Source organism: Bacillus sp. FSL R5-0512, assembly GCF_038593295.1.
Classification (GTDB): Bacteria; Bacillota; Bacilli; order Bacillales; family Bacillaceae; genus Bacillus; species Bacillus safensis.
The window spans coordinates 1,186,025-1,199,303 of record NZ_CP151982.1 but is presented as its reverse complement, the minus strand read 5'-3'; the positions used below and the strand labels follow the sequence as shown (position 1 = coordinate 1,199,303).

The window sequence follows — 13,279 nt, the reverse complement described above, 5'->3', positions numbered from 1 at the left end:
TCACGTGATTTCCCTCCTAATTAGGCGTATACATCCTCTAATAGTGTGTCAATTGACGGTTCTTTACTGTTTTTGGCGAATTCTACAGACGCTTCAATTTCCTGCTTCGCTTCTTCCTGTAAGCTTGCTGCCTGCTCTTCTGTTAAAACATTCAGTTCAATCAAGAGAGACTTAAAGCGTTTGATTCCGTCTTTTTGTCTCCACTCTGTCTCTTCTTCACGTGTACGGTATTTTTTCGCATCACTCTTAGAGTGACCCTTCCAGCGGTACGTTTTCATTTCAATGAGTGATGGGCCTTCTCCCGCTCTCGCACGGCTGACTGCTTCATCTACTGTGTTCATAATTTCGACCATGTCATTTCCATCAACTGTTTTTCCTGGCATTCCGTAGCTTTCTGCTCTTGTTGAAATGTCTTCAATGTTGATCATTTCTTTCACAGGGCCAGACATGCCGTACTGGTTGTTTTCACAAATAAACACAACCGGTAAATCCCAAATAGACGCAAGGTTTAATGCTTCATGGAAGCTGCCTTCATTTGTGGCACCATCTCCGAAGAAACAAAGAACAACAAAGCCTTCCTGCTTCATTTTAGATGTGAGCGCTGCACCTGTTGCCAGCGGGATACCGCCGCCAACGATTCCATTTGCCCCAAGATTTCCTTTTTCTAAATCCGCAATATGCATCGAGCCGCCTTTTCCTTTACAATAGCCGGTTTCACGTCCAAACAATTCAGCCATCATTTTATTAACCTCGGCCCCTTTTGCAATACAGTGACCGTGTCCCCTGTGTGTGCTGACGATCTTATCTTTATCTTCTAATACGGCAATCGATCCAACAGCTGACGCTTCCTGTCCAACACATAAATGAGTGGTGCCATGGATAAGTCCTTTTGCAAAAAATTGGTCGACCTTTTCATCAAAATATCTCACTAACCACATTTGTTTATATAAATCTGCTAATTTCTCATGGCTAATCTGTTCAGGCAAAGTGATTTGTTTTTGCATTTCTTCTCTCCCCTTTACATTTGTTCTTATATGTTACATTTGTAATCATCATACGTTTAAGTGTCATCGAAGTCAAGCATTTCTCTCTCATTTTTAAGCGTTTTCATCTTTTATCAGAAAAAAAGAGAAAGGGAAAGCCCTTTTCCAAAGAACTTCTCTTTCTCTTTTAATCTCATACACTCATTCATCTGGATACATCATGATTTTGACGCTCTCACCCTCAGGATGCCTCGCACATTCTATCGCCTGAAGCAGCTGGCTTAACGGATAACGATGCGTCACCATCTTTTCAGTGTTGACCACTTTTGCTTTCAAAAGCTCAAGGGCTTCACGATAATGATATGGATGCGAGGAATAGGCTCCTACTACCTTCACTTCATCATTGAAAAATCGTTCAGCAGGAATGGCCACATCTCCCTTTGGAAAATGAGCAAACACCAAAATCGTCCCGCCTCGCGCTACAGCCTGAAACGCCTCTTTTAAAAGCGCACTGCTCCCAACAGAAATAATGACGAGGTCTGCTCCCTTTCCATCTGTTTCTTTCATCACCCGGTTTTCCACCGGCTCGGCTGCTGGATGAAAGGAGACGTCTGCACCTAAACTCCTCGCTTGCAGCAGTCTGTTCTCATTCACGTCTGTTATCATCACTTTCCCAGCCAAATAATATTTGGCGAGCTGCAATTGAATACAGCCAATTTGCCCCGCTCCAAGGATCAAAACGGAATCTCCTGGGTGAACAGGAGCTCGTTCAAACCCGTGCAGGCAGCAGGCAACCGGTTCTACCATCGCCCCTTGCTCATACGATACGTCTTTTGGAAGCTTGCCCATCGTGTGCTTGACATGCAAAGCAGGTACACGGATATATTCTGAAAACCCGCCCGGCTCTACATTTGTGGCTGTAAACTGCGGACACATCGTATAAAAACCCTTTTGACAAAAGTCACAGGTGAAACAAGGCACATGATGTGCCACATAAACCCTGTCTCCCGTTTGGACATCTGTCACGTGCTTGCCGGTCTCGACAATATCACCAGCGATTTCATGCCCCAGCACTGTCCCAGGAGGTACTGTCTCATGTGTTGCTTTGTAAATATCCGTTCCACATAAGCCGCAGGCTCGCAGCTTTAACAAAACTTCATCATCACCGATGACTGGCCGGTTCCGCTCCTCATACCGAATGTCCTCTGAAGAATAAAAGACAGCTGATTTCATGTAGCGGCATCCTCCTTTTCATCACCCTTCGCAAAATCCTGCAACGTTTGAACAAGCTGCTTGTACTCACTCATCTCACTGGATATCCAGTAACGCCCTCCGAATATACGAGATGGACCCACCCTGACATAGACTTTCCCGATATGAGGATAAGGCTTTAAAAAAAGCTTTCCTTTAATATCAGAAACTGCATATGTGTGCCATCTGCCAAAAGCGCCTATCTTCAGTTGATCTTCACTAATGATGACGCTTGTCGGCTGGTTCAGTCCTGTAATACTAGAGAGCATGAGAATAGGCAGCGTATAAACGCCTAACACAGCTAACGGGTCAGGTCCTGCTGACCATAACGTATAAAGAGACCAGAGAAAAAACAGACAGATGAGCACAGCCGGAAGAAAAATAGACAACACTGCAGACGTTCGGCTATAAGCATGATGCTGCATAAGACTTCCTCCTTTCAAATCACTAGAAGGAGCCGGAAAAGCTCCTTCAGAAAATAGCCCTCTACTTGATATGATCAATGATTTTCTCGATATCATCTTCAATACCAAATCCAGTTAAAAAGGATAATGTTTGAATCACAGGTGTCCCTTTTGTATCACTTACAGGCGTTGTCGTCACAATTAAATCGGCGCCTTCCGCTTTTTGCGGGACTTCAGATGCCTTACACTGTTCCACCACGACATCATATCCTTTTTCCTTTAACGTCTCTTCTACCTTTTTAGCGACAACCGTTGATGTTGCAACTGCCGTTCCGCATGATACTAATATTTTCTTCGCCATTAGAATCCCTCCAGCTCATTTATTGTTCTTTCTGATCTAAGCCCATTTCTTTTGCATACTGCTTTTTAATATCATTTCGCACCCAGTACCATAGAAGCCCATAAGCCAGAGCACAGATGATGGCTGCAATAAAGTAAGGGTTGCTCGGATCAAGAAGTCTCACCATGATCCAAGGAATGACGTGAGAACCAAGATCAATACCTGAAATCATGTTTGCCCCTTCTGGGAAATCAAAGCCGACTGCTTTCCCCATGGTTGTCGCAAGCGGAGCAAGGTTCGTTGCGATAAAGAAGACAATCATTAATGTAAAAATACTGTTAATAAGGCCGCGAATAATATTTCCACGAGCGGCTGCTACTGCCCAGACAACTGTAAATGGCAGAACCGATAAGTCAGCAAACGGGAGCATGCCATTGTAAGGCAGAACAACTGCGAGCAAAATCGTAATCGGCACCATTAAAAGGGCTACCGCCATATTCGCTGGATGACCAATCACAATCGCTGTATCTAAACCAATATAGACATTTTTCCCTGGGAAACGCTTTTGAATATAAGAACGAGCGCCCTCAGAGATTGGAATGAGCCCTTCCATTAATAAAGCAACCATTCTTGGCATTAAGACAAGAACTGCCGCCATTTGAATACCGAGCGTCATCACGCCTTTTGCATCATAGCCGCCGAGAAGACCAATAATGATACCAAGTATGAGACCCATCACAAGCGGTTCGCCAAAAATGCCAAAGCGTTTCTTCAATGTTTCTGGATCAGCATGAATTTTGTTTAAACCAGGAATCTTATCAATGACGCGGTTGGACGCATACATGAGCGGGGCGAAGTTGACCGTTTCCGCATGAGCCATCGATACGCCTTTTAATCCGAAATGATGTTCGATTGTCGGCGCCGTCCAATCGGCTAACTTTAGCGTGATCGCAGAGACGATCAAGCCAACAGCAAGAGCCAAGAACATATTATGATAAGCGTAGTAAGTAACAGAGGCTGCGAAAATCAAATGCCAGAAGTTCCAAATATCCACATTCAGCGTTTTCGTAAAGTTTACAGACAATAAGATGACATTTAATAAAAGCACAAGAGGAATCATGAGCGGGGCAACGGGTGTACCAAAGGATATGGCAGCTCCAATCGGCCATCCAACATCCAAAATATCGAGCTTTAGCCCAAGGGAATTAACCATGGCTTTTGCTGCTGGCCCAAGTCCGCTCACGAGCAAATTAATGACAAGATTGACACCAACAAATCCAATTCCGATCGTAATACCGGCCCTGAAGGATTTCTTAAAGCCCTGCCTTAAAATCATACCGAAAAGCGTCATAATAATCGGGAGCATAATAGTTGGTCCAAGGTCTAATATAAAATCGACGGCTTGCTTGATCATACATCCACCTCCTGAATTTTTCAGATAAAGCGCTTACATAATTTCGTGAATGACTATTGGTTTAGTTCTTGCTGAAGCACGTCAACTGCTTCTTCATAAGATGTCATATAAGAGAGCTTCGTCATCACTTCTTCTTTTCTAAAAAGTGTCATCAGCTTCTCCAGCATCACAAGCTGTTTGCTAGGCTCAGAGATTGCTAGGACAAACACAATTTTAGCTTGCACAGTTTCATCTGGGCTTCCCATCTTATGAAAAATGACAGGTTCCTTTAAAGTAGCTACACTAATCGCTGGTTTGTTCACATGCTCAGGATCTGTATGCGGAATCGCTACCCCAAAGGCTGCAAGTGGAAGGCCTGTAGGATATGTTTTTTCTCTTTCAAGCACTGCTGGTAAAAAGCTCGATTTAATGTACCCTCCAGCTTCTAACCGCCCTGCTAAATATGTGGTCACCTCCTCTCTCGAAGATGCTTCGAACTGTAGCTTAATCAGTTGTTCATCTAACTCAAACAAGCTGTTCAAACAACCACCCCATTCATTTGGTATAAATATGAACACATGTAACAAAAGAAAGAACATTTTTAGAATAGAACCTTTTATAAAACGCTTACAATTATGCGTTCTAAAAAATGTTCAATACCGTTACCTTTGTAAAGATATTATAATATTCAAAATTATAAGTCAATGTCCCTAGGGAAATTTAAATAAAAAAAGACGCAGTCATCACCGCATCTCTTCCTTCTAATCTTCTATACTGCTTGTTAAATGTGGCTTCCTATATCTAAAAATTCAGATACAAATAGATTGTCTGTCTGCACTGCCATTTCTTCCTTTGTGCCAACTTTTTCGATTCTTCCTTCATTCATCACCACAACACGATCAGCAATATCAAATGCTTCTTCTTGATCATGTGTCACAAAAATGGTGGTCATTTGAAAGTCACGATGAACTTTTTTCAGCCAATGCCTTAATTCTTTCCTCACCTTTGTATCAAGTGCACCAAAAGGTTCATCCAGCAGGAGTGCCTTGGGCTGAACGGCAAGTGCGCGCGCCAGTGCTACACGCTGCTTTTGCCCCCCTGACAGCTGTTCTGGATACCGCTGCTCAAACTGCGTAAGCTGAACAACCTCTAAAAGCTCATGTACCCGCTCTTTGATGTCTTTTTTAGGCAGTCTTTCTCCTCTAGGTTTAATTTTCAGTCCATATGCCACATTATCAAAAACCGTCATATTTCGAAAAAGCGCATATTGCTGAAACACAAAACCAATCTGCCGTTTTCGTACTGGAATGTGTGTGTAATCCTGATCTCCGAATAAAATCTGCCCGTTATTGGCGTAATCAAGACCTGCAATGATTCTTAATAACGTCGTCTTCCCAGAGCCAGACGGTCCTAATAAAGAGATCAATTCACCATTTCTTATCGATAAATCCACGTTTTGCAAAACCTTTGTCTGGCCAAATTGTTTTGATATTTGTTTTGCTGTAATCCCCAAGGCACATCCCTCCATTTATGTTGACCGCTTGCCAAGCCGGTGATCCCTCTGCTGAATGATTTGCTTAATGATTAAAGTAATGACTGCCACAAACGCCATGAGAGACGCCACAGCAAAAGCGGCTTGAAATTGGTACTCATTGTATAAAATTTCGATATGAAGCGGCATCGTATTGGTCATGCCTCGAATATGACCTGATACAACCGACACGGCACCAAATTCACCAATCGCTCTTGCCCCGGCCAAGATGACGCCGTAAAAAAGAGCCCATTTGATATTCGGCAGTGTCACAAAGAAAAAAGTCTTCCATCCGTTTGCACCAAGTGTGAGCGATGCTTCCTCCTCCTGAATGCCTTCATGCTGCATAAACGGGATTAATTCTCTAGCGATAAATGGAAATGTAACGAATATGGTTGCTAGGCTCATGCCTGGTACAGAATAAATGACTTTCCATCCATTCGCCATAAGCCAAGGTCCTAAAAGCCCGTTTGAACCAAATAAAAGCACAAATACAAGTCCAGCAATCACAGGCGAAACGGCAAACGGGAGGTCAATCACAGTCGTTAACAAACGTTTTCCGCGGAAGTTAAATTTTGTGATAAGCCATGCAGCACTCACCCCAAAGATCATTTGAAGCGGCAAGGTGACGACGACAATGAAAACGGTCAATTTGATCGCCGCTAGTGTATCTGGATGTGAGATGGCCAGAAGGTATGAACTCCACCCTTTCTCAAATGCCTTTGAAAAAACGGCGATCAGCGGTATAAGTAAAAATAAAATCAAAAAAGCATACACGACCGTAATCAATAGGATTTTCACTGCTTTAGATTCGGTTACAGGACTTTTATACCGAATATGGTGCTGATGACTAAGCTCTCTCTCCAATGGTTTCACCTCACGTATACTTGTTTTTTCCGCTCAACATACCACTGAATGCCGTGAATCAATAACAGAATGAAAAATGAAAGAAGCAGCATCAAGCATGCAATCGCTGCTGCACCATGATAATCATATTGTTCAAGCTTGGACATGATCATCAGCGGTGTAATTTCTGTTTTAAACGGAATATTTCCAGCAATAAACACAACAGAGCCATATTCACCTAGCGCTCTTGCAAACGCAAGTGAAAATCCAGTCATCACCGCAGGAAACAAGGCCGGCAGCAGTATGTGAAAAAAGGTCTGTCTCCTTGTCGCACCAAGAATCGCCGCAGCCTCTTCCACTTCCTGCTGCAGCCCCTCTATCACAGGCTGAACGGTTCGGATAACGAATGGAATGCCAATAAAAATCAGTGCCAAAATAATCCCAATCGGTGTGTACGCCAGCTTTATATGCAGAAATTGACCAATCCATCCATTAGGAGAATAAAGGGTGGTGAGGGCAATACCCGCAACAGCGGTTGGGAGAGCAAAAGGCAAATCAATGAGAGCATCTAAGATTTTCTTTCCAGGAAATGTGTACCTGGCGAGAACCCAGGCAATCAGTACACCAAACCCTGCATTGATGAGAGCAGCTGCAAAGGAAGTCGTCACGGTCAGCTGAAGCGACTTCAATACTCTTGCATCGGTAAATACCTTCCAAATCCCCTCTGCTCCTAATGAAGCCGTCCAAATAAATACCATGGATAAAGGAATGACGACAATCGCACTCACATAAACGAGCGTCACCCCAAGGCTCAGACCAAATCCAGGCAATATACGTTTTCTTTTATTGGCGGCTGCATGTGTTTTCTTCATCACATCGCCCCCTATTTTTGTCCGCTGTATATTTGATCAAATAAGCCGCCATCATCAAAAAATCTTTTCTGCGCCTTTCTCCACCCGCCAAACGCTTGATCAATCGTCACCATATCAATCTCTTTAAACTGGTCTTTATATTTATTTAAGACTTCTTCATTTCTAGGGCGATAATAGTTTTTCGCCGCAATTTCCTGCCCTTTTTTAGAATATAAATAATCTAAATAAGCCTTCGCCACTTTCTCTGTTCCTTTACGTTTCACATTTTGATCAACGACCGCAACAGGCGGCTCCGCTAGAATACTAATTGATGGGGTGACAATCTCAAATTTGTCTTTGCCTAGTTCGTGCTGCGTTAAATAGGCTTCATTCTCCCATGCAATTAACACATCCCCAAGTCCGCGTTCAACAAAGGTCGTTGTGGCTCCGCGTGCACCTGAATCAAGGACTTCGACATGTTCATATAGCTTTTTGACAAAATCCTTTGTTTTTTCTTCATTCCCATGAAATGTTTTATCGGCGTAGGCCCATGCAGCTAAGTAATTCCATCTCGCACCGCCGGACGTTTTCGGATTTGGCGTAATGATGGACACACCTGGCCGAATCAAATCGTCCCAATCTTTAATGTTTTTGGGATTCCCTTTCTTCACAAGAAACACAATGGTCGATGTATACGGTGTGGACTGATTTGGAAATTCTTTTTGCCAATCTTTTGAAAGCAGTCCGCGATCTGCAATCGCATCAATGTCATACCCTAAAGCCAGTGTTGCCACATCTGCCTCGAGTCCATCAATAATCGATCTTCCCTGCTTTCCTGATCCACCGTGAGACTGCTTGATCGTGACATCCTCACCAGTTTTGTCTTTCCAATACGTCTGAAAGGCTTGATTGTATTCCTGATACAATTCACGTGTAGGATCATACGAAACATTTAACAGCTCAACCTTTCCCTTTTGCTTTGAAGCTTCGTTTACGTTTGAGCATGCAGTACTCGTCACAGCCAAGACTAATATGATGGTCACGATAGAGACCCATTTCCACTTTTTCATGTTATCCCGCTCCCCGTTATCAAATAATAGTGACACCAACCTTGCCGTTTCACACGCAAAAAAGACCCTTAGCCACCTGAAATACATCACAGTTCTGTACTTCAAATTGCCAAGAGCCTTCGGTTGTCCGATCAGCTATGTATGATTGATGTTAGTCTATATATTATTCAAACTATTCACAGGTGTCAACTCTGTTTTTTCATTTAAACAAAAAAAGAAACGCCATCTTGAAGAGGCGCTTCTTTTCCCGGGAAATGGTCTTAATCGGCAGATAGCTTTAAATTGACACCAACAGCGGTTCCATTTCTTGAGGAGTCAGCTACTCCTGTAAATGTCCCTGCTTTCCGATCAATGAGTAAGGCTTGCACATTTCCTATATCAATAGGTGAACTGCCAAAACGGTGACCCATGTCATTTAGCTTCGTTCTCACATCAAGGGGAACACCTACTTCGTAACGGTAAGAAGTTGGACTGTTTGTATAAATCCGCGGCTCTTCCACCGCATCTTGCAGCTCCATGTCGTATTCAAGCAAGTTTAGGATCGTTTGTGAAACAGAAGCAATAATGGTCGTTCCTCCAGGTGAGCCCACAGTCATGACCGGCTCGTTATCTTTGAATATGATGGTCGGGGTCATACTGGATAATGGACGTTTGTTTGGCTGGACTTCATTTGCTCCGCCTGGTCTTGCGTCAAAATCTGTTAGTTCGTTATTTAAGAAAAAGCCATATTCCGGAACAAGAATTCCTGTACCAAATAACTGTTCAATGGTTGTTGTGAATGACACGACATTTCCCCACTGATCGGCAACAGTAAAATGAGTGGTCTCGCCAATGGTTTTATCTTCTGGCTGCGGGACAATTGGGGATGGATTTTTTTCATCCTCATACGCCCACGGATCTCCTTCTTTCGGGTTTTTGTTCATTTGATCTAATTGAATGAGAGAAGCTCTTTTTGAAATGTAATCATCGTCTAGTAGTCCTTTTAGTGGAACATCTACGAATTCGGGGTCGCCTGCATATGCAGCACGGTCAGCATAGGAGAGATGCATTGTTTCAGCTAGCAGCTGATATTTTTCGAATGATTTGGGGTCATATTGTGATAGATTGAAGTGATCTAGTATTTTGAGTATTTGCAGCATAAACACACCGCCTGAGCTTGGTGGAGGCATACTTGCAAGCTGGTATCCTTTATAGTCCCCCCAGATAGGCTTGTCAGTCTTGACCTCATAACGACCAAGGTCATCAGTTGTCATCGTTCCGCCAAAATCTTGGACTGTCTTTGCAAGTGCTTTTGCTACTTTTCCTTCATAAAATGCTTTGCTTCCTTTTTTTGCAATGAGCTTAAATGTTTTCGCAAGACCTGGCTGTACAAGCAGATCGCCTTCTTTGAGCGGCTGATCATCTGGAAGAAAGATTGGCGCTGCGGCCGTTTTTTTCAGCTTTTCTTGATGATCTTCAATGGCTTTTGCCAGAACAGAATCGATTTCAAATCCATCCTCTGCAAGCTGAATGGAAGGCTCAATCAATTCCTTCATCGAACGGGTTCCCCACTTATCTAATGCTGCCTCGAGACCTTTTACTGTCCCTGGGACGCCAACCGCATTACCGTGTGTGGACCGCTCAGCAAATGGGATGACTTTTCCCTCATCCGTTAAAAACATGTCAGGTGTTGCGCCCTGTGGTGCTCGTTCTCTACTATTGATGATGGATGTTTCTTTTGTCTTTCCATCATAAACCATCATAAAACCACCGCCGCCAATTCCAGACATCATTGGCTCTGTCACATTCAGTGCGTACTGGATGGCAACAGCAGCATCCACTGCGTTTCCACCTTTCTTCAATACATCAGCACCTACTTCTGATGCCAGCGGGTGAGCAGTAGCCACCATGCCATCTTTACCAACAGCTACTTTACTCCCATGAGATTCGTTCGCATTGACTTGGCTGACAGGCAGAAAAAACGAGAAAACAAACAGACATATGGACAAAACAGTTAGAGAAATGCGTTTCATGAACAACACCCCTTCCATATTCTTACTTTGACCTTACCGACTTCTTGACCAGAATACAATAGATTATTCTAAAATTTCAAAAATTTTCATCCTATCATCCTACATTTCCCAAATCAAACATTGTTTTTCAAAACATATGACGCACTCACTCATTAGGAATAAAGACACATCATTTCCAACGATTCAGCTTCAAGGTATAATAAACACAACAAAGAGGGGGAAAAGCATTGAACAACAAATGCAGATTATTTTGGGAAGACTATTGGAAAGAGAAATCAGAAAAAGCACCTGCTGACGCGTTTGTTTCAGTGTGGGCATTCGGCTCAGATCCTGATCATTTGCTTGATCTTGTAAAGCAAGGAAAAAAAACAGCCACTTGTTCTGGACACCTTTTTTATGAAAAGGAACAGGAGCCGCTTCCACAACCCGGACAATATGCGGTCATTTTGGATAGCCAAGAAGAGCCAAAAGCCATCATTGAAATTACACATGTAGATGTCATGCCAATGAATGAAGTTCCCGTATCATTTGCACAAGCAGAGGGTGAAGGCGACTTATCTTATGACTATTGGTACAGAGAACATAAAGAATTTTTCACAGAAGCACTCCAATCATACGGTTTAGAATTCAAAGAGGATATGCTTCTTGTTTGTGAACGGTTTAAGCTGATTCATTCAGCTTCTTAGCCTTTAAGCGGCGTCAAATATGGCCCGCTTTTTTCGTGGCTTTTCCCCTTTTAGAAAAAGGTGTGTTGAGATCACATCTTTAGGTCAGAATAAGATCAAATAGAAAAAGTGAAGAAATTTTCGACTACACCTGTTTTTTTTCGACAAAAGAATATATAATTATTTGATGTGTGCATTGTCTCATTTATACAATGGAGGGTTTTTACATGTTAAAAAGGAAAAAAGACAAGTTTTCCGTCTTGTTAACGGAAATTGCTAAAAATTTAGATGAAACTGCTGAGTATTTTGTTAGCTATAAAGTAACAAATCAAACCACTCTGAAAGAATTTTCTGACACATTGAAGGAATATGAGACAAAAGGTGATAATCATGTTCATACCATGATTAAAGAGCTGAACAAAGCCTTTATTACACCGATTGAACGTGAAGACATCCTTCAATTGACGAATAGCCTCGATGATGTTTTAGATGGAATTGAGCATTTTTCCGCAACATTAGAAATTTACTCAATTACAAGCTCTGACGAACATATCGACAAATTCAGCCACTACATCAGAGAGTGTGCCAAAGAAATTTTAATCACAATTGATCTACTAGCTGAAAATCGCTTGAAAGATATTCATCCGCACGCAATCAAGATCAAAGAGATTGAACATAATTGTGACAATCTTCATCGTAAATCATTAAAGAACTTGTTTGGAAAAGAAACAGATCCAATTAAAGTGATTCAATACAAAGAAATTTACGAAACACTTGAAGAAATCGCTGATTCCTGTCAAAGTGTTGCCAACAATCTAGAAACAATCATTATGAAGAATGCGTAACGGGGTTAGTTAAACATGGACACATTACTCATCCTTACCATACTTATTGTCATTTGTGCACTTGCTTTTGATTTCATTAACGGGTTCCACGATACAGCAAATGCCATTGCGACTTCAGTTTCAACGAAGGCATTAAAGCCTAGACATGCGATCATCATGGCAGCGTTCATGAACTTCTTAGGAGCAATGACATTTACAGGTGTGGCAAAATCCATTACAAAAGATATCGCAGATCCATTTACACTTCAAAACGGCTCTGTTGTGATCTTGGCTGCTTTAATTGCCGCCATCACATGGAACTTGCTTACTTGGTATTACGGGATTCCGAGTAGTTCTTCACATGCATTAATCGGATCAATTGCAGGTGCGGTTATTGCTTCAGCCGGTTTTGGCGCTTTAAACTATTCGGGATTCATTAAAATCATTCAAGCTCTTTTGCTTTCACCTATCCTAGCTTTCGTATTGGGATATATCGTGTATACCATTATCAAAATTATATTTAGAAACAACAATCTCGCAAAAACAAATAAACAATTCCGACGTGTTCAAATTTTAACGGCTGCACTGCAATCGTATACCCATGGGACAAACGATGCGCAAAAAGCGATGGGAATTATTACGATGGCTTTAATTGCAGGTAATTTGCATACAACAGACGACATTCCTTTCTGGGTACAATTCTCTTGTGCGCTTGCAATGGGACTCGGTACTTCTATCGGCGGCTGGAAGATTATCAAAACAGTCGGCGGTAAAATTATGAAAATTCGTCCAGTAAACGGAGTATCTGCAGACTTAACGGGTGCAGCTATTATCTTCGGTGCGACGTTTATTCACTTACCTGTTAGTACGACTCACGTTATCTCATCTTCTATTCTAGGTGTAGGTTCTGCACACAGAGTCAAAGGGGTTAACTGGGGTACAGCAAAACGTATGCTTGTCACTTGGGTGATTACATTACCGATTTCAGGAACTCTAGGAGCTCTTATATACTTTGTGTTAAATGCGATTCTCTAATATCAAAGACCTGTCTGACAGGTCTTTTTTTATTTGCCCGCACACTTAAAACCGTCCTTCTGCAGGACATTTTT

Annotated in this window: 14 protein-coding genes; 3 read left to right on the top strand and 11 right to left on the bottom strand. The window is 42.3% G+C overall.

Features of this window, described 5'->3' with window-relative positions; genetic code table 11:
- Positions 1 to 20 precede the first annotated feature (20 nt).
- The 11 genes from pdhA to ggt form a co-directional block, all read right to left on the bottom strand.
- The gene (pdhA, locus tag NSQ25_RS06060) at positions 21 to 1,004 is read right to left on the bottom strand and encodes a pyruvate dehydrogenase (acetyl-transferring) E1 component subunit alpha (RefSeq protein WP_024424949.1); all 984 of its coding nucleotides are present in this window, start codon (positions 1,002 to 1,004) and stop codon (positions 21 to 23) included.
- Between the two features lie 180 nt (positions 1,005 to 1,184).
- Positions 1,185 to 2,216: an alcohol dehydrogenase catalytic domain-containing protein gene (locus NSQ25_RS06055; protein ID WP_120207210.1), complete on the bottom strand. Its 1,032-nt coding sequence runs from the start codon at positions 2,214 to 2,216 to the stop codon at positions 1,185 to 1,187.
- Positions 2,213 to 2,659 carry a hypothetical protein gene (locus NSQ25_RS06050; RefSeq protein WP_034281478.1) on the bottom strand — a complete coding sequence of 149 codons (447 nt, stop codon included), beginning with the start codon at positions 2,657 to 2,659 and terminating at the stop codon, positions 2,213 to 2,215. Before NSQ25_RS06050 ends, NSQ25_RS06055 begins: the two co-directional genes overlap by 4 nt.
- A gap of 61 nt (positions 2,660 to 2,720) precedes the next feature.
- On the bottom strand, positions 2,721 to 2,999 hold the full coding sequence (locus NSQ25_RS06045) for a PTS sugar transporter subunit IIB (protein WP_003212259.1): 279 nt from the start codon (positions 2,997 to 2,999) through the stop codon (positions 2,721 to 2,723).
- 19 nt (positions 3,000 to 3,018) lie between these two features.
- Complete coding sequence (locus NSQ25_RS06040) at positions 3,019 to 4,392, bottom strand: PTS transporter subunit IIC (RefSeq protein ID WP_034281477.1); 1,374 nt, start codon at positions 4,390 to 4,392, stop codon at positions 3,019 to 3,021.
- A gap of 53 nt (positions 4,393 to 4,445) precedes the next feature.
- The gene (locus NSQ25_RS06035) at positions 4,446 to 4,913 is read right to left on the bottom strand and encodes a PTS sugar transporter subunit IIA (RefSeq protein WP_041105930.1); all 468 of its coding nucleotides are present in this window, start codon (positions 4,911 to 4,913) and stop codon (positions 4,446 to 4,448) included.
- A gap of 239 nt (positions 4,914 to 5,152) precedes the next feature.
- On the bottom strand, positions 5,153 to 5,884 hold the full coding sequence (gene cysA / locus NSQ25_RS06030; RefSeq protein WP_326136539.1) for a sulfate ABC transporter ATP-binding protein: 732 nt from the start codon (positions 5,882 to 5,884) through the stop codon (positions 5,153 to 5,155).
- Between the two features lie 15 nt (positions 5,885 to 5,899).
- Positions 5,900 to 6,769 (bottom strand): sulfate ABC transporter permease subunit CysW, encoded by an 870-nt coding sequence (gene cysW / locus NSQ25_RS06025; protein WP_252050368.1) that lies wholly within the window; start codon positions 6,767 to 6,769, stop codon positions 5,900 to 5,902.
- 5 nt (positions 6,770 to 6,774) lie between these two features.
- Positions 6,775 to 7,620, bottom strand: coding sequence for a sulfate ABC transporter permease subunit CysT (cysT, locus tag NSQ25_RS06020; RefSeq protein ID WP_326136541.1), 846 nt, complete (start codon positions 7,618 to 7,620; stop codon positions 6,775 to 6,777).
- An 11-nt stretch (positions 7,621 to 7,631) separates the two neighbouring features.
- A complete protein-coding gene (locus tag NSQ25_RS06015; protein WP_252050366.1) occupies positions 7,632 to 8,669 on the bottom strand; it encodes a sulfate ABC transporter substrate-binding protein in 1,038 nt (345 codons plus the stop codon).
- Between the two features lie 260 nt (positions 8,670 to 8,929).
- Positions 8,930 to 10,681 (bottom strand): gamma-glutamyltransferase, encoded by a 1,752-nt coding sequence (ggt, locus tag NSQ25_RS06010; RefSeq protein ID WP_034281472.1) that lies wholly within the window; start codon positions 10,679 to 10,681, stop codon positions 8,930 to 8,932.
- Positions 10,682 to 10,908: 227 nt separating this feature from the next.
- On the opposite strand from ggt, the gene NSQ25_RS06005 reads away from it, so the two are divergent.
- From NSQ25_RS06005 to NSQ25_RS05995, 3 genes are all read left to right on the top strand, one after another.
- Positions 10,909 to 11,367 (top strand): ASCH domain-containing protein, encoded by a 459-nt coding sequence (locus NSQ25_RS06005; RefSeq protein ID WP_326136542.1) that lies wholly within the window; start codon positions 10,909 to 10,911, stop codon positions 11,365 to 11,367.
- A gap of 206 nt (positions 11,368 to 11,573) precedes the next feature.
- A complete protein-coding gene (locus NSQ25_RS06000) occupies positions 11,574 to 12,191 on the top strand; it encodes a DUF47 domain-containing protein (protein WP_024426775.1) in 618 nt (205 codons plus the stop codon).
- Between the two features lie 15 nt (positions 12,192 to 12,206).
- Positions 12,207 to 13,205 (top strand): inorganic phosphate transporter, encoded by a 999-nt coding sequence (locus NSQ25_RS05995; RefSeq protein WP_017359158.1) that lies wholly within the window; start codon positions 12,207 to 12,209, stop codon positions 13,203 to 13,205.
- Positions 13,206 to 13,279 lie beyond the last annotated feature (74 nt).